Raw genomic sequence first — 24,615 nt, 5'->3', positions numbered from 1 at the left:
CACTCGCTGTTACGCGCTGCTGTTGCTGTCGAGACGGACGGTGGTACCTGCGACGGCCGAATCGAGCACCGCGACCGCGACCTCGACCGTCCGCAATCCCTCCCGCAGCGTGCAGATGTCCTGTGAGACGCCGAGCACCGCGTCGCGGAAGAGCTCGTGCTCGACCAGCAGCGGCTCCCGCTTGGGTATGGCGTAGCGGATCATGTCGCCTTCGGACACGCCACGGAACGCCTGAAGCGCCTCCCACTCGGTGGCCACCGCGGCGTTCGAGTGGAAGGTCAGGTCGGCGGTGAGGGTGTCGGCGATGAAGGTACCTCGCTCGCCGGTGACGGAGGTGAAGCGTTCCTTGAGCGGGCTCAGCCAGTTGACGAGGTGGTTGGCCATGCTGCCGTCGCTGAGCAGACCGGCGACGGAGACCATGTCCTCGTGCGGCCGACCGCTCTTGTGGACGGTGTGGGCCGCGACCGAGACATAGCTCTGGCCCGTCACCCAGCCGGTCAGGTCGATGTCGTGCGTGGCGAGGTCCTTGACGACGCCCACGTCGGCTATGCGGTGCGGGAACGGGCCCTGCCGGCGGGTGACCACCTGGAAGAGCTCGCCCAGCTCGCCCGCCTCCAGGCGGGTGCGCAGGGAGCGCAGCGCCGGGTTGCAGCGCTCGATGTGACCGACGCCCGCGACCAGACCACGGGATTCGAAGGCCTCGACCAGACGGCGGGCCCCTTCGACCGTGTCGGCGACCGGCTTCTCGATCAGGGCGCAGACGCCGGCCTCGGCGAGCTGCAGGCCGACTTCCTCGTGGAGTGCGGTGGGGCAGGCCACCACCGCGTAGTCGATGCCGAGCCCGATCAGTTCCTCGACGGTGGACAGCACCGGAGCGCCCTGGGCCCATCCGTTCTTGTCGCCCATCGGGTCGACGACGCCGACCAGCGTCACGTTCTCCAGGCCGGCCAGCACGCGGGCGTGGTGGCGGCCCATCGAGCCGAGACCGATCAGCCCGGCCCTCAGTCCTGCGGTCACTGCATGTCTCCCAGCGAGTTCACAGCCACGACGATACGGTCCAGGTCGTCCGGCGAGAGCGAAGGATGCACGGGCAGCGAGACGACCTCGGCGGCGGCGCGCTCGGTCTCCGGAAGATCCCAGTTGCGGCCGGCCTTCTGGTCGGGCTCCCAGTACGGCTTCAGCCGGTGGATCGGGGTCGGGTAGTACACGGCGTTGCCGATACCCGCCTCGTTCAACCTGGCCATGGCGGCGTCCCGGTCACCTTGCACCCGGACGGTGTACTGGTGGTAAACATGGCGTGCGCCTTCGGCAACGGGCGGGACCGTCACATTGGCCGCGGTGATGTGCCGGTCGAGGTAGGCGGCGTTGGCGCGGCGCTGCTCGGTCCAGCCGAGGACCTTTCCGAGCTGTACGCGGCCGACGGCGGCCGAGACGTCCGTCATACGCATGTTGGCGCCGACGATCTCGTTGGCGTACCTCTGCTCCATGCCCTGATTGCGCAGCAGCCGGAGGGTCCGCGCAACCTCGGCGTCGGCCGTGGTGATCATGCCGCCTTCGAGCGCGTGCATGTTCTTGGTCGGGTAGAAGCTGAACGTGCCGCCGGATCCGAAAGCGCCGACGGGCGTGCCGTTCAGGGCCGCGGCGTGTGCCTGGCAGGCGTCCTCGACGACGGCGAGGCCGTGCTTCGTCGCGATTGCCATCAGCGCGTCCATCGCCGCCGGGTGTCCATAGAGATGAACGGGCATGATCGCGGCGGTGCGGGGGGTGAGGGCGGCCTCGACGGCGGCCGGGTCCAGACCGAAGCTCCCGGGCTCGATGTCGGCGAAGACGACGTCGGCCCCGGTCAGACGAACCGCGTTGGCCGAGGCCGCGAAGGAGAACGACGGGACGATGACCTCGTCGCCGGGGCCGATGCCCAGCGCCAGCAGCAGAAGGTGCAGCGCGGAGGTGCCGGAGTTGACGGCGACACAGTGACGTCCGTCGACCAGCTCCGAGAAGCCCTCCTCGAAGGCGGCCACCTCCGGACCCTGGACCACGCGACCGCTGCGCAGTACGCGCACCACCGCTTCGATCTCTTCCTCACCGATCACCGGCCGGGCAGCGGGGACAGGTCCCCGGGTGTCGCTCGACATGGGCATCCTCCTTGAACAGCGCAAGAGCTTGATCGGCGAGGGCTTTGAGGCGTGTGGATGTCCGGGGGGACCCCTACGCCCGGCACATAACCGATGGTGTACCAGTACATTACGGACAAAATCTGCCATTCCCTACGGAATTGGTTCACGCAGGGAATGAACGGCTGTTTCGCTCCGGCTGAGCCAAGGCACCGCCAGGAGCAGCCCTTTCCCGGGAAGACCTCCCCCGGCACGGCCGCGTCACATTATCAGGCTTTTCACAGCGAGTTTCGTCGAGGTTAAGGTCAAAGAAAAGGGCCACCCCGACGGCTACGACGAGGTGCGGCCCTCCCGTGGGAGGACCGCACCTCGTCGTTCACCCTCCGACCGCCGGTCAGCCTTCGGTGTCCGCCGAGACGGCCGCCGGCGACGACTGCTCCGCGGCGACCGTCTTCTTCGCCGCCTTCTTGGCCGTCGTCTTCTTCGCGGCGGTCTTCTTGGCAGTCGTCTTCTTGGCGACCGCCTTCTTGGTGACCGCCTTCTTGGCCGTCGCCTTCTTGGCGGCCTTGCGCGCCGTCTTCTTCGCCGGGGCCTCGATCTCCGCGGCTTCCGCGGACTCCGTGGCCTCGACCGCAACAACGACCGGCTCGGCGTCGGGCTTCGGCTCGACGGAGCCGGTCACCACGACGACCTCGGCGCCGTCCGCACCCGCGGGCGATCCCGCGGGGGCGGTGACCTTGCGGGTCACCCGGCGCCGGGCACGCGGCGGGGCGGCCTCCGGTGCGGCCGCCGGCTGCGGAACCTCGGCCACCGGGGCCTCTGCCACCACATCCGCGACGGACAGCGGCGCTTCGACCGGAGCAACCTGCTCGACCGGGGCCGGCGATCCCGCCGGAGCAGTCGCCTTACGGGTCGCCCGACGGCGCGTACGGCCCTGCGGTGCCTCGGTCACGGGGACCTCGACGGCCACCGGGACCTCGACAACCGGCTCCGGCTCGACGAGCGGCTGAGCCTCGGCGACCGGCTCCGGCTCCACGACCGGAGCGGGCGCGGGCACGGACTTCGGGGCACCGGCCGGTGCCGATGCCTTACGGGTCGCCCGCCGGCGGCCACGGCCACGCGAGGCAGCCGCCTCGGCCTCGGCCGGGCTGCTGTACAGCTCCTCGTCCGGTACGAACTCCGGCTCGGGGAGCGCAAGCGGGGCAGCGACCTCCGCAGTCACCTCGGCCTCGGTCTCCACCTCCGCCTCGACATGCTCGTGGTCGACGAGGATCTCGTGCTCGAGCTGCTCACCGGCACCGCCGCGGCCGCGCTTCTTGGCCCGCTTGCCGTTGCCGCCGCCACCGATCGAGCTCGGCTGCTCCATGTGCACGATCACGCCGCGCCCGTTGCAGTGGACGCAGGTCTCGGAGAACGACTCCAGCAGCCCCTGGCCCACCCGCTTACGGGTCATCTGGACCAGGCCCAGCGAGGTGACCTCGGCGACCTGGTGCTTCGTACGGTCGCGGCCCAGGCACTCCAGCAGGCGCCGCAGCACCAGGTCCCGATTGGACTCCAGGACCATGTCGATGAAGTCGATGACGACGATGCCACCGAGGTCGCGCAGCCGCAGCTGACGCACGATCTCCTCGGCCGCCTCCAGGTTGTTCCTGGTGACGGTCTCCTCGAGGTTGCCGCCCTGACCGGTGAACTTGCCGGTGTTGACGTCGACGACGACCATCGCCTCGGTCTTGTCGATCACCAGCGAACCGCCGCTGGGCAGCCAGACCTTCCGGTCCAGCGCCTTCATCAGCTGCTCGTCGATCCGGTACGTCGCGAAGATGTCGACCTCGGAGGTCCACTTCGACAGCCGGTCCGTCAGGTCGGGAGCGACATGCCCGACGTAACCGTGGATGGTCTGCCACGCGTCGTCACCACTGACGATGACCTTCGAGAAGTCCTCGTTGAAGATGTCGCGGACGACCCTGACGGTCATGTCCGGCTCACCGTAGAGCAGCGTCGGCGCGTTGGCGCTGCCGTTGCTCTTCGAATTCTTCTGGATGTCCTCCCACTGCTGCTGCAGCCGCTCGACATCACGGCGCAGCTCGTCCTCGCTCGCGCCCTCGGCCGCGGTACGGACGATGACACCCGCGTCCTCGGGGACGATCTTCTTGAGGATGGTCTTCAGCCGGGCACGCTCGGTGTCGGGCAGCTTGCGGCTGATGCCGGTCATGGAGCCCTCGGGCACGTAGACCAGGTAGCGGCCGGGCAGCGAGACCTGACTGGTCAGGCGGGCACCCTTGTGGCCGATCGGGTCCTTCGTCACCTGGACGAGGACGGACTGGCCGGACTTCAGCGCGGTCTCGATCCGGCGCGGCCCGTGGGCCATGCCGAGTGCCTCGAAGTTGACCTCACCGGCGTACAGGACGGCGTTGCGTCCCTTGCCGATGTCGACGAAGGCGGCCTCCATGGACGGCAGTACGTTCTGCACCTTGCCCAGGTAGACGTTGCCGACGTAGCTGGTGGCCTGCTCCTTGTTGACGTAGTGCTCGACGAGCACGTTGTCCTCGAGGACGCCGATCTGGGTGCGGTCGCCGTTCTGGCGGACGACCATCACGCGCTCGACTGCCTCTCGGCGGGCCAGGAACTCCGCCTCGGTGATGATCGGGACACGGCGGCGGCCCTGCTCGCGGCCCTCGCGGCGGCGCTGCTTCTTCGCCTCCATACGGGTCGAGCCCTTGATGGACTGGACCTCGTCGAAGCCGGTACCGGGCTCGCGCTCGGCCGCTTCCTTCCCACGCCGTTCCCGCGGCTCGCGGACCTTCACGACCGTACGCTCCGGGTCGTCCGTGCCGGACTCGGCCTCGGGCGACACGTCACCACTGCGACGGCGACGGCGACGACGGCGACGGCTGCTGCTGGAACCGGAGGCGGCCGCCTCGTGGTCCTCTTCCTCCTCCTCGTCGGCCTCGTGACCGCGCTCGTGCTCGTCCTCGGACGTTTCGGCGTGCTCGTCGGCGTGCTGCTCCGCGGCTTCGTCCGCCTCGCTGGGCTCACCGCGGCGACGGCGACGGCCACCGCGACGGCGACGGCGCGACGGCCGGTCCCCGTACTCGTCCGCCTCCTCGCCCTCGTGCTCGGCTTCGCCCTCGGCCTCCGCCTCGAACTCGTCCTCGGCGTGCTCCTCCACCGGGGCGGCGGGAGCGAGCGCCCGGTCGGCGACCGGCTCGGTCTCGACGGCCTCGCCGCGACGGCGACGACGGCGCCGGGAACCGGCCTGCGGTGCGGCCTCGGCGGCGGGAGCCACCTCTTCGGCCGACGGGGTCTCCTCAGCCGTCTCGATCTCTTCCTCGGCCTCGTCGTAGTGCGAGGCGGGACCGGCTGCCGCCGCGGCGGCAGCGGCGGTCTCCGGGGTCTGGAACATCGGCTCGGCGAAGACCGGCGCCTGGAAGACGGCCACGGCGGGACGCGTCGCCCGACGGCCCTTGCCTGCGGGCTCCTCGACCTTGCCGGTGAACTCCGGCCGACCTGCGGCGGCGGTGGCCCGGCGGCGCTGACGGCCACGCGGCGCGGCGGCCTCGGTCTCCTCCTCCGGCTCGGCGACGGGCTCCTCGGCGGCAGCGGTCTCGACCACGGCCTCCACCGGCGCGACAGGCTCGACGATCTCGGCGACCTGCGGGGCACCCGCGGGCGAGGCGGCCTTGCGGGACGCCCGACGGCGGCCGCGCGGAGCAGCCGGCTCGGCAATCTCTGCCGTTTCCGGGACCTGCACGGCCTCCGCGGCCGCCACGGGCTCGACGATCTCGGCGCTCGTGGTGTCGCCCGACACGGGCTGCGGGGCACCCGCCGGAGCGGACGCACGGCGGCGCGTACGGCCACGCGGGGCGGCGGCCTCGACGGGCTCGGCGACGGGCGCCTCGATGGGAGCGGCGGTCTCGACGACCGGCGCGGCCTCGACGACCTCAGCGGCTTCGGCAGCCTGCGGCGCACCTGCCGGAGCCGTGGCCTTGCGCGTCGCGCGGCGACGCGCACGTGGCGCCGGAGCGGCCTCAGTGAGCTCTGCAGCCTCGGCGGGCACAGCAGCCTCGGGGGCCTCCTCGGTCTTCGGCGCACCCGCGGGAGCGGTCGCCTTGCGCGTCGCCCGACGACGCGCACGCGGCGCCTCGGCGGTCTCGGCGGGAGCAACGGCTTCCGCGGGCTCCTTCACCTCGACGACCGCGACGGCCTCGACGACCTCGGCGGCCTGCGGGGCGCCTGCGGGGGCGGTCGCCTTGCGGACCGCGCGGCGGCGGGTACGCGCCGGCGGCGCGGCCTCCGCCTCGGCGGCAGCGGCAATGTCGGGCGCTTCGGCGTCAACGGCCGGTATGGCCGGCGCGACGTCCTCGGCGGCTTCCGCGCCCTTGGCGCCCGCCGACGGCGGGCCTGCCGGGCGGGACGCCGCACGGCGCCTGCGGCGCGGCGGCAGCTTGTCGCCGGGGGTGTTGTTCTCTTCGGCGTTCCCGGTCGTACCGGGTTCGATCGGTTCGAGCATGCGGGCAGTTCTCCCGTCACGCTCCCGGGCGCCGCGCCTGATTCCGGTCCGGCACGGTCCGCATGAGAAACGCGGTACCGCCGTCCGGGGCGCGGGCGCCGCACAGGAGCTGAATGTCTGGCTCGCCGGTTCCGTACGCGATGTACGTACGGCCTGGCGAAAGTCTTATGGGTCAGCGCGCGGCCCGGCCCAGGTGGCTCCCGAGCCCGAGGGCTGCGCTACAACGACCGCCTTACGCGGAACCTGCACCTTCCGGCGCCGTCGCGACGGCGGTCCCGGTGGCCGTGGGTTGCGCGGCCGGGGCTGCCTCGCGGTCGGGCGCGAGCGGGTCGGTCACCGTGCCGGACTCCTCGTCGAAGAGCCCCTGCGCCAGCCTGGTCACCGCTGCGGGGACCGGCGGCGCCAGGTCGGCCACAACGCGGAGACCGGACAGGACGTCGTCAGGTCGCACGGCAGGTGTCACGTGCCGAACAACCAGCCGCAGTATCGCACAGGGCTTGTCCCCGGGCCTATCAGCGCCGGGATCGACGGCCTCCAGGCCGGCGACGGCAGCGCGGGCGTCGAAGGTCCGCATGCCGTTCTTCGTACGGCGCTGGACCTCGACGGTCTCGGCGCCGAGGAATCCGGCGACGGCCTTCTCGGCGTCCTCGAAGGGGACCCCTTCGAGCCGCATCTCCCACACCGAGGCGGTCAGCCGGTCGGCGAGACCCGAGGTGCGGGCCTCCACCGCGTCGGTGATGTCGAGGCCGTCCGGGAGCGACGCGTCGAGCAGTGCGCGCAACGTGTCGGGGTCCCGCGGCTCGGTGAGGGCGATCTCCAGGAATTCGGCCTCGCTGCCCGTGCCGGTGGGTGCGGCATTGGCGTACGAAACCTTGGGGTGCGGGGTGAAGCCCGCCGAGTAGGCCATGGGCACCTCGGCACGGCGCAGCGCCCGCTCGAACGCGCGCTGGAAGTCGCGGTGGCTGGTGAACCGGAGGCGGCCGCGCTTGGTGTAGCGCAGTCGGATGCGCTGCACTGCCGGTGCGGGCGGCGGGCCTTCGGGCTGTCGCTTGCCCAGTGGTTCTTCTCCTCGGTGCGGAGCGGACGCGGTGGCACGCCGCTCTCGAAATACGGGTGGCCCGGGGGTGTCCGGTCCGGCTCACCCCTGCTTACGCAGGGAGATCTCGGGTTCGGGCGCCGCGCTGGGCACAGTCGTTGTACTACCCAGAGTACGCGCAAGGGGGCGCACCGGTTCCCGGGGCTCGGGGACCGGGCCCCCGCCGACCAGTGCGCGCCATGCGTCGCGGCGGGCCTGCCGCACGGTCTCGCGTGCGGTGCGCAGCACACTGCGGGCCGCACGTCCCGCCTCGACCGCGGCGCGCTTGGCGGGGGCCCAGACCGCGTCGCGCACGACATGGCCGACCGGGGTGCACACCGTGCGGTACACCCAGGCCACCGGGGCGCCGATGAGATGCCACGCCAGCCGGGCAAGGCCGCGGCCGACGGCCCGCGAGATGTGTCCGGCGATACGCCAGGCGACGCCGATCGCGGCGGCGATCTCGCGGCCGACCGGGGCGAGGACCCGCCGGTACAGCCAGGCGACGGGGGCGACGAGCAGCATCCCGACCAGCCGGCCGACGACCGCCCCCAGCCCCCGCGCGGCTGCGACGACACCGCTCGCCACCACGTCGGCCAGCCAGGCGATGCCGCGGCCGAGCGGGGTGAGCAGCGCCCGGTACGTCCAGGCCAGCGGGGCCACGACGAGGTGCTCCACCAGCCAGCTGACGGCGAGCGCGAGCGGCACCAGAACGTACCGCCACACCCCGACCACCGGCCACACGAAGACAGCGGTGAGCACCCAGCCGATGCCGGTGGCGAGGCCCCGTCCGGCGGGGGTGAGCAGCTTGCGGTACACCCACCGCAGCCCGAGCCCGAACGGGGTGAGCACCCACCTGTACAACCAGACCACCGGCGCCACGACCCCGTACCGGACCACGGGCACGACCACATACCGCCACAGCGCCACCCACGGCCACACGAAGACGGCCGCGCCCAGCCACCGCAGCCCCTGCCCGACCACGGCACCCAGCCACCGCAGCCCGTGCCCCAGCGGGGTGAGGACCGACTCGTACAGCCGGACCAGCGGGACGACCACGAGCACCCTGCCCAGCCAGGACAGGGCCCGTCCCAGGGGGCGCAGCAGGACCCGGTCGGCGGCGCGTGCGGTGGCGACGAGTACGTCCCAGACCATCCGTACGGGCAGGACGACGACCAGCACCACGACCCGTACCGGAATCCTGATGAGCGTGGTCAGGCAGCCGTCGCCGTTTTCGTAGTGCGCGGGTGCCTGATGCCTGCCGTACACGTGAGGCTGCTTCTCCTGGTCCATGGGAGACAGGACGCGAAAGGCCCGGCCCAGGGTTTCCCGGGCCGGGCCTTCGTCATCGAGCTGTCACCCGAACGGTGACGCGCCCTGTGTGACGCGATGTCCGGTGTTACTTGACGACCGTCAGCGGGAGCAGCTTCTTGCCCGTGGGGCCGATCTGGATGTCGAGACCGAGCTGCGGGCACACGCCACAGTCGAAGCACGGGGTCCAGCGGCAGTCCTCGACCTCGGTCTCGTCGAGCGCGTCCTGCCAGTCCTCCCAGAGCCAGTCCTTGTCCAGACCGGAGTCCAGGTGGTCCCAGGGCAGGACCTCCTCGTACGTCCGCTCGCGGGTGGTGTACCAGTCGACGTCCACGCCGAACTCGGGGAGCGTCTTCTCGGCGCACGCCATCCAGCGGTCGTACGAGAAGTGCTCGCGCCAGCCGTCGAAGCGGCCGCCGGACTCGTAGACGGCGCGGATGACGGAGCCGACACGGCGGTCGCCGCGCGAGAGCAGGCCCTCGACGATGCCGGGCTTGCCGTCGTGGTAGCGGAAGCCGATCGAGCGGCCGTACTTCTTGTCGCCGCGGATCTTGTCGCGCAGCTTCTCCAGCCGGGCGTCGGTCTCCTCGGCGCTCAGCTGCGGGGCCCACTGGAACGGGGTGTGCGGCTTGGGCACGAAGCCGCCGATGGAGACGGTGCAGCGGATGTCGTTCTGACCGGAGACCTCGCGGCCCTTGGCGATGACGTTGACCGCCATGTCGCCGATCTGGAGGACGTCCTCGTCGGTCTCGGTGGGCAGGCCGCACATGAAGTACAGCTTCACCTGGCGCCAGCCGTTGCCGTACGCGGTGGCGACCGTCCGGATGAGGTCCTCTTCCGAGACCATCTTGTTGATGACCTTGCGCATGCGCTCGGAGCCGCCCTCGGGGGCGAAGGTGAGACCGGAACGGCGTCCGTTGCGGGTCAGCTCGTTGGCCAGGTCGACGTTGAACGCGTCGACGCGGGTGGAGGGCAGCGAGAGACCGATCTTGTCCTCGGTGTACCGGTCCGCGAGCCCCTTGGCGATGTCGCCGATCTCACTGTGGTCCGCGGAGGAGAGCGAGAGCAGGCCGACCTCTTCGAAGCCGGTCGCCTTGAGACCCTTCTCGACCATGTCGCCGATGCCGGTGATGCTCCGCTCCCGCACGGGGCGCGTGATCATGCCGGCCTGGCAGAAACGGCAACCGCGGGTGCAGCCGCGGAAGATCTCGACGGACATCCGCTCGTGGACGGTCTCGGCGAGGGGGACAAGGGGCTGCTTCGGGTACGGCCACTCGTCGAGGTCCATGACGGTGTGCTTGGACACGCGCCACGGCACGCCCGACTTGTTCGGGACGACGCGACCGATGCGGCCGTCCGGGAGGTATTCGACGTCGTAGAACCGCGGTACGTAGACGCCACCGGTCCTCGCGAGGCGGAACAGCACCTCCTCGCGCCCGCCGGGCCGGCCCTCGGCCTTCCAGGCGCGGACGATCTCGGTGATCTCCAGGACCGCCTGCTCGCCGTCGCCGATGACCGCGCAGTCGACGAACTCCGCGATCGGCTCCGGATTGAACGCGGCGTGGCCGCCGGCCAGGACGATCGGGTCGTCGAGACCGCGGTCCTTGGCGTCCAGCGGGATGCCGGCGAGGTCGAGCGCGGTGAGCATGTTGGTGTAGCCGAGCTCGGTGGAGAAGCTCAGCCCGAAGACGTCGAACGCCTTCACCGGGCGGTGGCTGTCCACGGTGAACTGGGGCACCTTGTGCTCGCGCATCAGCTCTTCGAGGTCCGGCCACACGCTGTACGTGCGCTCGGCCATGACGCCCTGGCGCTCGTTGAGCACCTCGTACAGGATCATGACGCCCTGGTTGGGCAGCCCGACCTCGTACGCGTCCGGGTACATGAGCGCCCAGCGGACGTCGCATTCGTCCCACGGCTTGACGGTGGAGTTGAGCTCACCGCCGACGTACTGGATGGGCTTCTGCACATGCGGGAGCAGAGCTTCGAGCTGTGGGAAGACCGAATCGACAGACATCGCGAACTTTCGAGAGCCGACAGAGGGGACCATCCAGCGTACCCCGGCACTCAGCCTGTCAGCGCCGACCGCAATTTCGGCCGGGAGGCCCGCTCCCACACTCCGGGCAGTTCCCGTTCGCGGGCGGCCGCGGCCGCCTCCTCATGCCCGTACAGCAGACCCCAGGTGAAGGCGGACTCCCCTGCCGCGTGCGCCTGGGCGGCCAGGGCGCGCAGGGCTTCACGGGCGACGACGCTGTCCTGGTGGTCGCCGAGCACGGTCTGCACGGCCTTCATCCGCTTGGCGAACTTCTTGGCGGGCTTGCCCAGCGCGGGGGTGGCCGCCTCCCCCGCGTACCTGGCCCGCTTGGCGGCCTTGCGGGCCCCGTGCATCGCCACGTCCCGGCCCTGGCCCGCGGGAAGGTCCAGGGCGTGGTCGATCCGGGTGGCCAGACGCGCGTAGTCCTTCAGGACGGCGGGCGGCAGAGCGTCCTGCGGGCTGCGGTCCGCGGCGGGCAGGAGCGGCGGGTCGGCAAGCAACGCGTCGAGGGTGTCGAGGAGCGTCAGATACCGCTTCCCGTCGAGTACGCCGACGGTCCGGGGCCGGGTATCCGAACGGCGGGCGCCGGACCAGATGCGCAGGCGGCTGCTGACGGGCCCGAGGACGAGGGTGCGGGACAGTTCCGCGATCCGGGTGCCCAGCCGTTCGTCGAGGACCTCCTGGTCCCGGTCGATGCCGAGCTCGGCGGCCAGCCACTTCAGCTCGTCACCGACCGGATCGGTGACCGTCCGGTCCAGGATCTTCCCGTACGTCCTGAAGACGCTGCGCAGCCTGCGCGTGGCGACCCGCATCTGGTGCACGGAGTCCGGCAGGTCGCGGCGTACGGCGGGGTCGAGGGCGACGATCGCCGTGATCTGGTCTCGTGCATACGCCATGATGTGGTCGCCCGCGGTCCGGGGCCGCGACGTGCCGTTCCCCTTCGGGTGCTGCTCCCTCTTCGGGGCAGTCTCGTCGAGAGCCCTGGCCAGTTTGGACGGCGATGCGGACGGGCGTACGCCGCCCTTGCGCAGTCGGCGTTCGACAGCGTCGAGGAAGGCGGGGTCGCCGTCGTCTGCGAGTTCGACCTCGATCTCGGTCCAGGCGGCGGTGCCGCTACCGCCCGTGAGCCGCTCGGCCCGGACCTCGTCGACGCTGAGTTCGGCGAGCAGCGCGCCGTCGGCGTCGAGCAGGTGGTGGACGTCCCGGGCGGAGAGCAGCCGCACGACGGGGACGAGCTCCGTCTCGCGGACCCGGGAGCGCAGCAGCCCTGCGAGGCTGTTCGGGAGGGTGTCGGAGAGCGGGGCCCGGATCTCGTCGCGGATCCCGGAGGCGACCGGGAATTTGAGGTGCCAGCCGGCGTCGGCGCCGCCGGTGCGGCGGCGCAGGGTGAGTGCGTCGGCCGCGAGCCGGTGGTCCTCGGTGTCGTAGTAGACGGCGTCCAGCTCCGTGAGGCCGCGGTGGTCCACGGCCGCGACCCCGGTCACCCGGGTCAGATCGGGGAGCCTGGTGTCGACGGTGGCTTCGTACTTCCGCTCGATCTCACGCTTCGAGTCCGCCATGACCCGACCCTAGACGCGTTTGCGCCCGTCCGGCAGGGGGCCGGGCGGATCCTCGCCTGCTCAGGCCGACATCGGCCGCTGCACACGGATCGACTGAAGCAGTCCGATGGCCACCCAGACGGCGAACATCGACGACCCTCCGTACGACACGAACGGCAGCGGGAGTCCGGCGACCGGCATGATGCCGAGCGTCATCCCGATGTTCTCGAACGCCTGGAAGGCGAACCAGGCGATGATTCCGGCGGCCACGATCGTGCCGTAGAGCTCGGTGGTCTCGCGGGCGATCCGGCAGGCGCGCCACAGGACGACGCCGAGGAGGACGAGGATGAGTCCGGCGCCGAGGAAGCCGAGTTCCTCGCCCGCGACGGTGAAGACGAAGTCGGTCTGCTGCTCGGGAACGAACTGGCCGGTGGTCTGGGTGCCGTGGAAGAGGCCGGTACCGGTGAGTCCGCCGGAGCCGATGGCGATGCGGGCCTGGTTGGTGTTGTAGCCGACACCCGCCGGGTCGAGCGCCGGGTTGGCGAAGGCGGCGAAGCGAGCGATCTGGTAGTCGTCGAGCAGGCCGAGCTGCCAGACAGCGACGGCTCCGGCGACGCCCGCGCCGAGGAGGCCGAAGATCCAGCGGTTCGACGCCCCGGAGGCCAGGAGCACGCCGAGCACGATGACAGCCATGACCATCACGGAGCCGAGGTCCGGCATCCCCATGACGATCACCATCGGGAGGAGCGCGAGACCGAGTGCCTTGGCGACGGTCCGATGGTCGGGGTGCAGCTGGTCGCCCGCGTCGACACGGGCGGCGAGGATCATCGCCATGCCCAGAATGATGGTGATCTTGGTGAACTCGGAGGGCTGGAGCGAGAAGCCGCCGCCGATGATGATCCAGGCGTGGGCGCCGTTGACAGTGGCACCGAGCGGGGTGAGGACCGTGAGGACCAGGAGCACCGAGAGGCCGTAGAGGATCGGGACGGCGCCCCGCAGGGTGCGGTGGCCGAGCCAGATCGTGCCGACCATCAGGGCGAAGCCGATGCCGGTGTTGAGGGCGTGCCGCAGGAGGAAGTAGTACGGGTCGCCGTGGTTGAGCAGGACCCGGCCGCGGGTCGCCGAGTAGACGAGGACGGAGCCGATGAGGGAGAGCACGATCGCGGAGCCGAGCATCGGCCAGTCGAGCCGTCGTACGAGGGAGTCGCGGGCGGTGAGTCTGCCCCAGACGCCGCGGTCGGGGGCGTACCGGGAGATGGAGAAGCCGGCCATCAGTCGCGCCTCCCGAGCACCGCGGCGAGTGTCTGCTCCTCCGGGACCTTCTGCGAGTTCGGGTCGTACGGCTTGACCGTCGGGGCGTCGATCGTGCCGTCGTGCTGGATCCTGGGCAGGGACTTCTGCGGGGTGGGCAGCAGCGCCTTCTTGAGGTCCTGCTTGCCGGAGTCGTCGAGTCCGTAGAGCGCGTCGTAGATGTTGCGGACGGCGGGCCCGGAGGCGCCGGAGCCCGTACCACCCTGGGAGATCGTCATGACGATCGAGTAGTCCTTGGTGTACGTGGCGAACCAGGAGGTCGTCTGCTTGCCGTAGACCTCGGCCGTGCCCGTCTTGGCGTGCATCGGGATCTTGTCCTGCGGCCAGCCGCCGAATCGCCAGGCGGCGGTACCGCGGGTCGCGACGCCCGCCAGCGCCCCCTCCATCTGCTTCAGGGTCTTGGCGCTGGCCGGCAGCTTGCCGTGCGCACGGGGCTCGACCATGCGGACGTGCTTGCCGTCGGGGCTGACGATCGCCTTGCCGACGGTCGGGTCGTAGAGCGTGCCGCCGTTGCTGATCGCGGCGTAGATGGTTGCCATCTGGATCGGGGTGACGAGGGTGTCGCCCTGGCCGATCGAGTAGTTGATCGCGTCATAGGCGTGCAGCTTCATGCCCTCGAGGCAGTTCTCGTGGGCGAGCACGGTGACGAAGTCCTTCTTCTTGGGCCATTTCTTGGCCTGTTCGCACCAGACGCCCTTGTTGGCCTTCCAGAAGTCCTTCTTCCACTGGCGGTCGGGGACGCGGCCGGTGACCTCGTTGGGGAGGTCGATGCCGGTCTCCTTGCCGAGGCCGAACTGGTGGGCGGTCTTGAAAAACCAGTCCTTGGCGTTCTTCTTGGGCTTCAGCCCGCCGTCCTTCTGCCACTGCTGGTGGCCGAGGGCGTAGAAGACGGTGTCGCAGGAAACCTCGAGCGCCTGGCCCAGGGTGATCGCGCCGTGGCTCGCCGATTCGAAGTTCTTGTAGACATTGCCGTCGGCGGTGTACGAGCTGCCGCAGGTGTAGTGACCGTCGAACGGGTAGCCCGCATTGACGGAGGCGGCGGTCGAGACGACCTTGAAGATCGAGCCCGGTGCGGCCTGGCCCTGGATGGCCCGGTTGAGCAGCGGATAGTCGGACTTCTTGCTGGTCATCCGGGCGTAGTCCTTGCCCGAGATGCCGCCGACCCAGGCGTTGGGGTCGTAGTCGGGGTTGGACGCCATCGCGACGACTCGGCCGGTCTTGGCCTCCATGACGACGACGGCGCCGGAGTCGGCCTTGTAGTTCTGGTTGGTGTTCTTGTCGAAGGACTTGCGGGCCGTCTTCATGGCCTCGTTCAGCTCGTACTCCGCGACCGCCTGGACCCGGGCGTCGATGGAGGTGACGACGCTCGATCCGGGCTCGGCCTTGTCGTCCTTCGCCTGGCCGATGACCCGGCCGAGGTTGTCGACCTCGTAGCGGGTGACGCCGGCCTTGCCGCGCAGTTCCTTGTCGTACGTACGCTCCAGGCCGGAGCGGCCGACCTGGTCGGAGCGGAGGTACGGCGAGTCGGTGTCCTTGGCCTTGGTGATCTCTTCGTCGGTGACGGGCGAGAGGTAGCCGAGGACCTGGGCGGTGTTGGCCTTGCCGGGTGCGGCGTAGCGGCGTACGGCGGTGGGTTCGGCGGTGATGCCGGGGAAGTCCTCGGCGCGTTCGCGGATCTGCAGCGCCTGCTGGGTGGTGGCCTCGTCGGTGACCGGGATCGGCTGGTACGGCGAGCCGTTCCAGCAGGGCTGCGGCGTCTTCGCGTCGCAGAGCCGGATCTTGTCGAAGACGTCCTTCGGCTTCATGCCGAGCACATCGGCGAGCCGGGTCAGAACGCCCTTGCCGTCGTCGTCCATCTTCAGCAGCTCGGTGCGGCTGGCGGAGACGACGAGGCGGGTCTCGTTGTCGGCGAGGGGCACGCCGCGGGCGTCGAGGATGGAGCCGCGGACGGCGGGCTGGACGACCTGCTGGACGTGGTTGCTCTTCGCCTCGTCGGTGTATTCCTGGCCGTTGCGGATCTGGAGGTACCAGAGGCGGCCACCGAGTGTCAGCAGCAGGGAGAAGACGAGGACTTGGATGACGATGAGCCTGATCTGGACCCGCTGGGTCCGGCCCGTCTCCGGAATGTTGCTCACAGGGCGCCCCCGGTGGTCGGGCCGGGTGTCCGGGGGGTGCCCCCCGGGAGATACAGCCTCACAGTCGCTTGACTCCCTTGATCCGTCCGGCCCGTGCCGCCCGGTTGCGGGCGACCTTCACACGCAGTCCGCCGCGCTGGCTGCCGATCCTGAGTCCGGTGCCGGAGGAGAGCCAGCCCGAGGCCACGTCGCCGCCGGAGGATTCGGAGAGCGGGTCGTTCTCGGTGCGTCTGGCGAGCGCCATGATCAGTGGAACGGTGAACGGCGCGAGCAGCAGATCGTAGACGGTGGCGGTGAACAGCAGGCTGCCCAGGCCGACATGACGGGCTGCGGTGTCCCCGACGAGGGCGCCGACGCCCGCGTACAGCAGCGTGGATCCGATCGCGGCGGCCACGACCACGGCCATCGGGACGAACGCGGACGTGAGCCGGCCGTTCTCCGGCCGGGCGAGTCCGGCGAGGTAGCCGATGATGCACAGGACCATGGCATAGCGCCCGGCGGCGTGGTCGGCGGGCGGCGCCAGGTCGGTGAGGAGCCCCGCGCCGAAGCCGATCAGGGCGCCGGCCACATGCCCGTACACCAGGGAGAGGCCGACGACGACGAGGAGCAGCAAGTCGGGGACGGCGCCGGGGAGTTGGAGGCGCGCGAGTACGGAGATCTGGACGACCAGGGCGATCACGACCAGAGCGGTGGAGAGCAGAGTCCGGTTGAAGCGCATGGGGATCAGCTCTACCTCTGCTCGTTGACCGCGTTGCCGGTGGGGCCGGGACTCCCACTGGGGCTGCCGCTCGGGGTCCCGTTGACGTTCCCCACGACCTTGCCGTTGGTGTCGACGATGTCACCGTTGGGCGAGATGGTGACGGTGACCGTCGGGGTCGGGGTGGGTTTCGGTTTGGCGGGCTGTTTCGGCAGGACCATGTCGCGCGGGTCCTCGCGCGGTGCCTGGACGACTACGCCGACGATGTCGAGGCGGGTGAAGCCGACGTACGGGCGGACATAGACGGTACGGGTGAGGTCGCCGCCGGACGGGTCGACGCGGACCACCTCGCCGACCGGGACTCCGGGCACGAACGGCTTGTTCCTGCTGGAGCCGAAGGTGACCAGCCGGTCGCCCTTCTTCACCTTGGCCCTGCCGTTGAGGAACTGGACGGAGAGCGGGCGGTCGCCCTGGCCGGTGGCGAAGCCGAGTTCGTCGGTCTTCTCCATCCGGGTGCCGACGGTGAAGTCGGGATCGTTGGCGAGGAGCACCGTCGCGGTGTCCGGGCCGACGGTGGTGACGCGGCCGACGAGTCCGTCGCCGTTGATGACGGTCATGTCGCGCCCCAGGCCGTCGTTGGAGCCCGCGTCGATGGTGACGGTCCAGGAGAAGCCCTGGGCCGCTCCTATGGCGATGACCTCGGCGGCCTTGATGCCGTACTGCCCAACGGCGGACTTCTTCAGCAACTTGTCGAGTTCGCGGACCCGGCTGCGGTTGCGGTCGTCGCTGCCCAGCCTCGTCTTCAGCGCGGCGTTCTGCTGTTCCAGGGCGGCGATCCGGTTGTGCCGTTCACCGGAGTCGCGGATCGCCCCTATGGCGTTGCCCACCGGGTCGACGGCTGCCGCAACGCCGCTCTCGACCGGCCCGAAGGCCGTTGCGGCGGCCCGCCGGGCGCCGTCCACCGGTGACTCCTCGCCGCCGCGGATGTCCACCGTGATCAGTGCGAATGCGATGGCGATCAGCAGCACCAGGAGCAGCCGGCTCTCTCGTGTGTCCCTCACGTGCGGCGGCCGTGCCTTCCTCGTCGGAATGTTCGTGCCTGTATATCAACGATCCGCCGTACGGGGCGGCAGCGCCCGTACGGCGGACCGCTGTGTTGTCGTTCCCTGTGCTATCGGCGGGGCTGGGCGTCCAGCACCTGCTGGAGCGCCTCGAACTCCTCGACACACTTGCCGGATCCGAGCGCCACCGAGTCCAGCGGATCCTCGGCGATGTGGATCGGCATGCCGGTCTCGCGACGCAGCCGCTCGTCCAGTCCGCGCAGGAGCGCGCCGCCGCCGGTGAGGACGATGCCGCGGTCCATGACGTCACCGGAGAGTTCCGGCGGGCACTTGTCGAGCGTGGTCTTCACCGCGTCGACGATCGCGTTGACCGGTTCCTCGATGGCCTTGCGGACCTCCGCGGCGGAGACGACGACCGTCTTGGGCAGTCCGGAGACCAGGTCGCGACCGCGGATCTCGGTGTGCTCGTCCTTGTCCATGTCGTACGCCGAGCCGATCGTGATCTTGATCTGTTCAGCGGTGCGCTCACCGAGGAGGAGGGAGTACTCCTTCTTGATGTGCTGAATGATCGCGTTGTCCAGCTCGTCACCGGCGACCCGGATCGACTGGGCAGTGACGATTCCGCCGAGCGAGATCACGGCGACCTCGGTGGTGCCGCCGCCGATGTCGACGACCATGTTGCCGGTGGCCTCGTGGACCGGAAGCCCGGAGCCGATGGCCGCGGCCATGGGCTCCTCGATGATGTGCACCTGACGCGCGCCGGCCTGCGTCGACGCCTCGATGACGGCGCGTCGCTCCACCCCGGTGATGCCCGACGGCACGCAGACGACGACTCGCGGGCGGGCCAGGTAGCGGCGCTTGTGAATCTTCAGGATGAAGTAGCGGAGCATCCGCTCCGTGATCTCGAAGTCGGCGATCACGCCGTCCTTCAGGGGGCGTACGGCAACGATGTTGCCCGGTGTACGCCCGATCATCTTCTTGGCCTCGGAACCGACTGCCAGGATGCCCCCGGTATTGGTGTTGATGGCCACGACGGACGGCTCGTTCAGAACGATGCCGCGCCCCCTGACGTACACCAGCGTGTTGGCAGTCCCGAGGTCGATAGCCATGTCACGGCCGATGAACGACATTGAGTTCCCCTTGTTCCCCATGAGGATGCGTCGGGCCTTCCCAAGAAGCAGATATGGCTTGTTCTGGTAGGCGAGGTGAGCGCTGCGGGCGTGGAAGATTCCATCGTAGTGCCGTATGCACGGACACCGCGCGAGGGTCCTTCGCCATTGTGGGCGGAACGGGTGGCCGTTCCACTCATGGTGACGTTACGTCGGAGGGATGCGTTCCCGCGATCGGGGACCGTATGCCGAAGGGCGACCGAATTACTTCGGTCGCCCCGGCTCATGAGCGCTGTTTGGCTGATCCGAGGTCAGGAAAGTCCCGGAAAGAACAGCTTCAGCTCTCGCTCAGCGGACTCCTCGGAGTCCGAGGCGTGGATGAGGTTCTCACGGGTGATCGTGCCGAAGTCGCCACGGATCGAGCCGGGCGCGGCGGCGATCGGGTCGGTCGGGCCGGCCAGGGAGCGGACGCCCTCGATGACCCGCTCGCCCTCGGCGACCAGGACGACGACGGGGCCGGACTGCATGAACTCGACGAGCGGCTCGTAGAACGGGCGGCCGACGTGCTCGGCGTAGTGCTGCTCCAGGGTCGCACGGTCGAGCGTGCGCAGCTCCAGCGCGGTGACCTGCCAGCCGGCCTTGCGCTCGATCCGGCCGACGATCTCGCCGATCAGCCCACGCCTGACGGCGTCGGGCTTGAGAAGGACGAGGGTGCGCTGAGTCATGTGCGGCTCCTTGAGGCATACGGGTGCGGTGAGGCGAGGTTACAGGGGTACGGAGACGGGCCGACGGCCGGGTTTGCCCGCCGTGCCCGGCCTCGGGCTTCAGCCACCGGACGGGGCTTCGGTCGCCGCCTGAGCCGCCCAGCGGGCCTTCGCCTCGTCAATCTTGCGACCGTAGTGCACCGAGGCCCACCACAGTCCGCCGAAGACCAGCCCCAGGATGAACATCATCGGGACGACGAACCCGCTGGCGACCAGTGCGACCTGCAGCGCCCAGCCGAGCGCCGTGCCGCCGGGGCGGGTGATCATGCCGCAGAGCAGGACGGAGAGCAGCATGCCGATGCCGCAGACCGTCCAGACAGTGGTGTTCGACAGGTCGTCGGACTTCATCGCGACGAGTCCGGCGAAACCGATGACGAAGAGTTCGCCGATCAGCGTCGACGCGCAGAGCGTACGCACAGGGTCAGTGCCTTCCCAGAAGCAGCCGGGCCTCGCCGACCGTGATCACGGAGCCGGTCACCAGGACGCCGGCGCCCGCGTACTCGTCCTCCTCCTCGGCGAGGGTGATCGCCGCCTCCAGTGCGTCGTCGAGGCGCGGCTCGACCTGGACGCGGTCGCCGCCGAAGACCTCGACCGCGACGGCGGCCAGCTCGTCGGCGTCCATCGCGCGCCCGCTGGAGTTCTGGGTGACGACGACCTCGGCGAAGATCGGCTCGAAGGCTTCGAGGAGCCCCCGGACATCCTTGTCGTCGCTGGCGCCGACCACGCCGATCAGCCGCGAGAAGCCAAACGCCTCGGACAGCCCGTCGGCAGTGGCGAGGGCGCCCGCCGGGTTGTGGGCCGCGTCCAGGACGACGGTCGGGCTGCTCCGGACGACTTCGAGGCGGCCCGGCGAGCGGACCGAGGCGAAGGCCCGGCGGATCGTGTCGATGTCGAGCGAGCCGGGCCGCTCGGCACCGATACCGAAGAACGCCTCGACCGCGGCGAGCGCCACCGCCGCGTTGTGCGCCTGGTGGGCGCCGTACAGCGGGAGGAAGACCTCTGTGTACTCGGTGGCCGCACCCCCGAGGCCGCGCAGCGTCAGAAGCTGGCCGCCGACCGCGATCTCACGGGAGACGACGCCGAACTCCATGCCCTCGCGGGCGACCGTGGCGTCGACCTCGACGGCCTTCTTCAGCATGACCTGCGCAGCCTCGATCGGCTGCTGGGCCAGGATGACGGTGGCGTCCTGCTTGATGACCCCGGACTTCTCACCGGCGATCTCGGCGGGTGTGGAGCCGAGCCGGTCGGTGTGGTCCAGCGAGATGGGGGTGACGACGGCGACCGAGGAGTCGATCACGTTCGTCGCGTCCCAGCTGCCGCCCATGCCGACCTCGACGACCGCGACATCGACCGGAGCGTCGGCGAAGGCCGCGTACGCCATGCCGGTCAGCACCTCGAAGAAGGAGAGCCGGTAGGGCTGCCGGGCGTCGACCATCTCGACGTACGGCTTGATGTCGTTGTACGTCTCGATGAACCGCTCCGGGTCCATCGGCGAACCGTCCAGGCTGATCCGCTCCGTGATCGACTGGACGTGCGGCGAGGTGTAGCGGCCGGTGCGCAGGTCGAAGGCGCCGAGCAGGGCCTCGATCATGCGGGCGGTGCTGGTCTTGCCATTGGTGCCGGTGATGTGGATCGACGGGTACGCGCGCTGCGGCTCGCCGAGCACGTCCATCAGCGCGGCGATCCGCGACACGGACGGTTCGAGCTTCGTCTCGCCCCAGCGGCCGGCGAGCTCCTGCTCCACCGCGCGCAGCGCCTTGTCCACCTCCGGGTCGGCGGGTCGGGCGGGGACCTCGTCACCCGGGACCGGTCCCGAGGCCGTGCGCAGGGTGCGGCTGCCGGCCTCGATCACCGCCAGGTCGGGGTCGCGTTGGGTCGCTTCGTCGACGATCTCCGCGAAGGTGTCGTCGGACTCGGACGCGTCGTGCCGGTCTGAAGGGCGGGGCTCACTCACGGGTCCCAGTCTACGGATCGGGACGGACATCCGGCGCGGGGCCCGGCGACGGTCACGAATCGCCCGCCCGGGCGGCTGTCGGCACAACGCGCCCATGGGGCGCATGGTGGTCCAGGTGCCCCACGGTCCCGATCGAACGGTGCGCGCGCCGGGTGCCGGGGCGGACCGACTGCCTGACACCGACACCTGGCACGCCGTACAAGCTGTACGAGCCGCTGCCGCGGACCCGGCGGCGACGCGGGTGCCGGAACGGGTACGGCGAAGCCCCCGTGTCCCTGGTCGGTCAGGGGCACGGGGGCTTCGCGCTCAGATCATCAGCTCTGCGGCAGATTCGCCAGCTGAGCGGTGATCCGCGCGATGTCCGCGTCGGCCTTGGCGAGCCGGGTACGGATCTTGTCGACCACGTTGTCCGGCGCCTTGGCCAGGAAAGCCTCGTTGCCGAGCTTGGCGCCCGCCTGGGCCTTCTCCTTCTCGGCGGCGCCCAGGTCCTTCGTCAGGCGCTTGCGCTCGGCCTCCACGTCGATGGTGCCGGACAGGTCGAGGGCGACGGTGGCGCCCGCGACCGGCAGCGACGCGGTGGCGTGGAAGCCGTCACCGGCGGGCTGCAGGCGCAGCAGCTGGCGGATGGCCGCCTCGTGCGGGGCGAGCGCCGTGCCGGTCAGGGTGAGCTCGGCCGGGACCTTCTGGCCGGGCTGGAGACCCTGGTCGGAGCGGAACCGGCGAACCTCGGTGACGACCTGCTGGACGAGCTCGATCTCCTGCTCGGCGGCCGCGTCGCGGAAGCCGGAGTCCTTCGGCCATTCGGCGATGACGACGGACTCGCGGCCGGTCAGCGTGGTCCAGAGCGTCTCGGTGACGAACGGAACGACCGGGTGCAGGAGCCGCAGCATGACGTCGAGGACCTCGCCGAGGACCCGGCCGGAGACCTTCGCCTGCTCGCCGCCCGCGAAGAAGGTGGTCTTCGACAGCTCGACGTACCAGTCGAAGACCTCGTCCCACGCGAAGTGGAAGAGCGCCTCACTGAGCTTGGAGAACTGGAAGTCGTCGTAGAACGCGTCCACTTCGGCGACGGTCTTGTTGAGCTTCGACAGGATCCAGCGGTCCGTCGCGGACATCTGCGACGGGTCGGGCAGCTCGCCCTCGATCGTGGCGCCGTTCATCAGCGCGAAGCGCGTGGCGTTCCAGATCTTGTTGGCGAAGTTGCGGGAGCCCTGGACCCAGTCCTCGCCGATCGGGACGTCGGTGCCCGGGTTGGCACCGCGCGCCAGGGTGAACCGCAGGGCGTCCGAGCCGTACTTGTCCATCCAGTCGAGCGGGTTGACGACGTTGCCGAACGACTTCGACATCTTCTTGCCGTTCTCGTCGCGGACCATGCCGTGCAGGACGATGGTCTCGAACGGCGGGGTGCCGTCGTTGACGTACAGACCGAACATCATCATCCGGGCGACCCAGAAGAAGAGAATGTCGTAGCCGGTGACGAGGACGGAGTTCGGATAGAACTTCGCAAGGCTGTCGGTCTGCTCCGGCCAGCCGAGCGTGGAGAACGGCCAGAGGCCGGAGGAGAACCAGGTGTCCAGGACGTCGTTGTCCTGCGTCCAGCCCTCGCCCGTGGGGGCCTCGTCGTCCGGTCCGACGCAGACGACCTCGCCATTCGGGCCGTACCAGACGGGGATGCGGTGACCCCACCAGAGCTGGCGCGAGATCGTCCAGTCGTGGAGGTTGTCGACCCAGTCGAAGTACCGCTTCTCCATCTCCTGCGGGTGGATCTTGACCTTGCCGTCGCGGACGGCGTCACCGGCCGCCTTGGCGAGCGGGGCGACCTTGACCCACCACTGGAGCGAAAGCCGGGGCTCGATGGTGGTCTTGCAGCGCGAGCAGTGGCCGACGGAGTGGAGGTACGGACGCTTCTCGGTGACGATCCGGCCCTCGGCGCGCAGCGCGGCGACGATGGCGGAGCGGGCCTCGAGGCGGTCGAGTCCCTCGAAGGGGCCGGGGACCGTGATGACGGCGCGCTCGTCCATGACCGTGAGGAACGGCAGGTCGTGGCGCTTGCCGATCTCGAAGTCGTTCGGGTCGTGCGCGGGCGTCACCTTGACGGCGCCCGTGCCGAACTCCGGGTCGACATGGTGGTCGGCGACGACGGGGATCGTACGTTCGGTGAGCGGCAGCCTGATGTGCGTGCCGACGAGGTGCTTGTAGCGCTCGTCGTCGGGGTGGACGGCGACGGCGGTGTCACCGAGCATCGTCTCGGCGCGGGTGGTGGCGACGACGATGGTCGCGTCACCGTCGCCGTACTTCATGGAGACGAGCTCGCCGTCGTCGTCCTGGTACTCGACCTCGATGTCGGAGATCGCGGTCAGACACCGGGGGCACCAGTTGATGATGCGTTCGGCGCGATAGATCAGCCCGTCGTCGTACATCTTCTTGAAGACGGTCTGGACGGCGGTGGAGAGACCCTCGTCCATGGTGAAGCGCTCACGGGACCAGGCGACGCCCTCGCCGAGGCGGCGCATCTGTCCGGAGATCTGGCCGCCGGACTCGTTCTTCCACTGCCAGACGCGCTCGACGAAGGCCTCACGGCCCAGGTCGTGGCGGGACTTGCCCTCCTTGCCGAGCTCGCGCTCGACGACGTTCTGGGTGGCGATGCCGGCGTGGTCCATGCCCGGCTGGTACAGCGCCTCGTAACCCTGCATGCGCTTGCGGCGGACGAGGGCGTCGATCAGCGTGTGCTCGAAGGCGTGCCCGAGGTGCAGGGACCCGGTGACGTTCGGCGGCGGGATGACGATGCTGTACGGGGGCTTGTCGCTGTGCTCGTCCGCTTCGAAGTACCCGCGTTCTACCCAGCGCTCATACAGCTTCCCCTCTACTTCGGCCGGCGCGTACTGGGTCGGCAGTTCGGGGTTGCTGGCTGTCTGCTGCTGAGGGTTCTCGGTCACGGGGGACAGTTTAGGGCCGTCACAGTCCTGCACTGAAACCGGTTTGTTCAGTAACACTGTGGCTCTCGGTA

General features: G+C 70.0%; 16 protein-coding genes. All 16 read right to left on the bottom strand.

Features of this window, described 5'->3' with window-relative positions:
* Positions 1-9: 9 nt before the first annotated feature.
* The gene (locus AB0I23_RS22070; protein ID WP_359111545.1) at positions 10-1,017 is read right to left on the bottom strand and encodes a Gfo/Idh/MocA family protein; all 1,008 of its coding nucleotides are present in this window, start codon (positions 1,015-1,017) and stop codon (positions 10-12) included.
* Positions 1,014-2,132 carry a DegT/DnrJ/EryC1/StrS family aminotransferase gene (locus tag AB0I23_RS22065; protein ID WP_359111544.1) on the bottom strand — a complete coding sequence of 373 codons (1,119 nt, stop codon included), beginning with the start codon at positions 2,130-2,132 and terminating at the stop codon, positions 1,014-1,016. The genes AB0I23_RS22070 and AB0I23_RS22065 overlap by 4 nt, the downstream gene beginning before the upstream one ends.
* Positions 2,133-2,505: 373 nt before the next feature.
* Positions 2,506-6,621 (bottom strand): Rne/Rng family ribonuclease, encoded by a 4,116-nt coding sequence (locus tag AB0I23_RS22060; protein WP_359111542.1) that lies wholly within the window; start codon positions 6,619-6,621, stop codon positions 2,506-2,508.
* A gap of 232 nt (positions 6,622-6,853) precedes the next feature.
* Positions 6,854-7,636, bottom strand: coding sequence for a TIGR03936 family radical SAM-associated protein (locus AB0I23_RS22055; protein WP_359111540.1), 783 nt, complete (start codon positions 7,634-7,636; stop codon positions 6,854-6,856).
* Between the two features lie 123 nt (positions 7,637-7,759).
* Complete coding sequence (locus AB0I23_RS22050) at positions 7,760-8,989, bottom strand: hypothetical protein (RefSeq protein WP_359111538.1); 1,230 nt, start codon at positions 8,987-8,989, stop codon at positions 7,760-7,762.
* A gap of 106 nt (positions 8,990-9,095) precedes the next feature.
* Complete coding sequence (locus AB0I23_RS22045; RefSeq protein ID WP_359111536.1) at positions 9,096-11,021, bottom strand: TIGR03960 family B12-binding radical SAM protein; 1,926 nt, start codon at positions 11,019-11,021, stop codon at positions 9,096-9,098.
* Between the two features lie 50 nt (positions 11,022-11,071).
* Complete coding sequence (locus AB0I23_RS22040) at positions 11,072-12,598, bottom strand: CYTH and CHAD domain-containing protein (protein ID WP_359111534.1); 1,527 nt, start codon at positions 12,596-12,598, stop codon at positions 11,072-11,074.
* Between the two features lie 60 nt (positions 12,599-12,658).
* Positions 12,659-13,849, bottom strand: a complete 1,191-nt coding sequence (rodA, locus tag AB0I23_RS22035) for a rod shape-determining protein RodA (RefSeq protein ID WP_359111532.1) — start codon at positions 13,847-13,849, stop codon at positions 12,659-12,661.
* A complete protein-coding gene (gene mrdA / locus AB0I23_RS22030; RefSeq protein WP_359111530.1) occupies positions 13,849-16,023 on the bottom strand; it encodes a penicillin-binding protein 2 in 2,175 nt (724 codons plus the stop codon). The genes rodA and mrdA overlap by 1 nt, the downstream gene beginning before the upstream one ends.
* Before the next feature lie 58 nt (positions 16,024-16,081).
* Entirely contained in the window at positions 16,082-16,741 is a 660-nt protein-coding gene (gene mreD, locus AB0I23_RS22025) for a rod shape-determining protein MreD (protein WP_359111528.1), read from the bottom strand.
* Between the two features lie 11 nt (positions 16,742-16,752).
* The gene (gene mreC, locus AB0I23_RS22020) at positions 16,753-17,781 is read right to left on the bottom strand and encodes a rod shape-determining protein MreC (protein WP_359111526.1); all 1,029 of its coding nucleotides are present in this window, start codon (positions 17,779-17,781) and stop codon (positions 16,753-16,755) included.
* Positions 17,782-17,891: 110 nt separating this feature from the next.
* Positions 17,892-18,911, bottom strand: a complete 1,020-nt coding sequence (locus AB0I23_RS22015) for a rod shape-determining protein (RefSeq protein WP_037698738.1) — start codon at positions 18,909-18,911, stop codon at positions 17,892-17,894.
* Between the two features lie 290 nt (positions 18,912-19,201).
* Positions 19,202-19,615 (bottom strand): nucleoside-diphosphate kinase, encoded by a 414-nt coding sequence (ndk, locus tag AB0I23_RS22010; RefSeq protein WP_359111525.1) that lies wholly within the window; start codon positions 19,613-19,615, stop codon positions 19,202-19,204.
* Positions 19,616-19,714: 99 nt separating this feature from the next.
* The gene (locus AB0I23_RS22005) at positions 19,715-20,071 is read right to left on the bottom strand and encodes a DUF4233 domain-containing protein (RefSeq protein WP_359111523.1); all 357 of its coding nucleotides are present in this window, start codon (positions 20,069-20,071) and stop codon (positions 19,715-19,717) included.
* A 4-nt stretch (positions 20,072-20,075) separates the two neighbouring features.
* Positions 20,076-21,608: a bifunctional tetrahydrofolate synthase/dihydrofolate synthase gene (gene folC, locus AB0I23_RS22000; RefSeq protein ID WP_359111521.1), complete on the bottom strand. Its 1,533-nt coding sequence runs from the start codon at positions 21,606-21,608 to the stop codon at positions 20,076-20,078.
* A 314-nt stretch (positions 21,609-21,922) separates the two neighbouring features.
* Positions 21,923-24,544 (bottom strand): valine--tRNA ligase, encoded by a 2,622-nt coding sequence (locus AB0I23_RS21995; RefSeq protein ID WP_359111519.1) that lies wholly within the window; start codon positions 24,542-24,544, stop codon positions 21,923-21,925.
* Positions 24,545-24,615 lie beyond the last annotated feature (71 nt).

This window comes from Streptomyces atratus, assembly GCF_040655115.1.
Taxonomy (GTDB): Bacteria; Actinomycetota; Actinomycetes; order Streptomycetales; family Streptomycetaceae; genus Streptomyces; species Streptomyces atratus_D.
The sequence above is the reverse complement of the archived record's forward strand: the minus strand, read 5'-3'. Positions and strand labels throughout refer to the sequence as shown.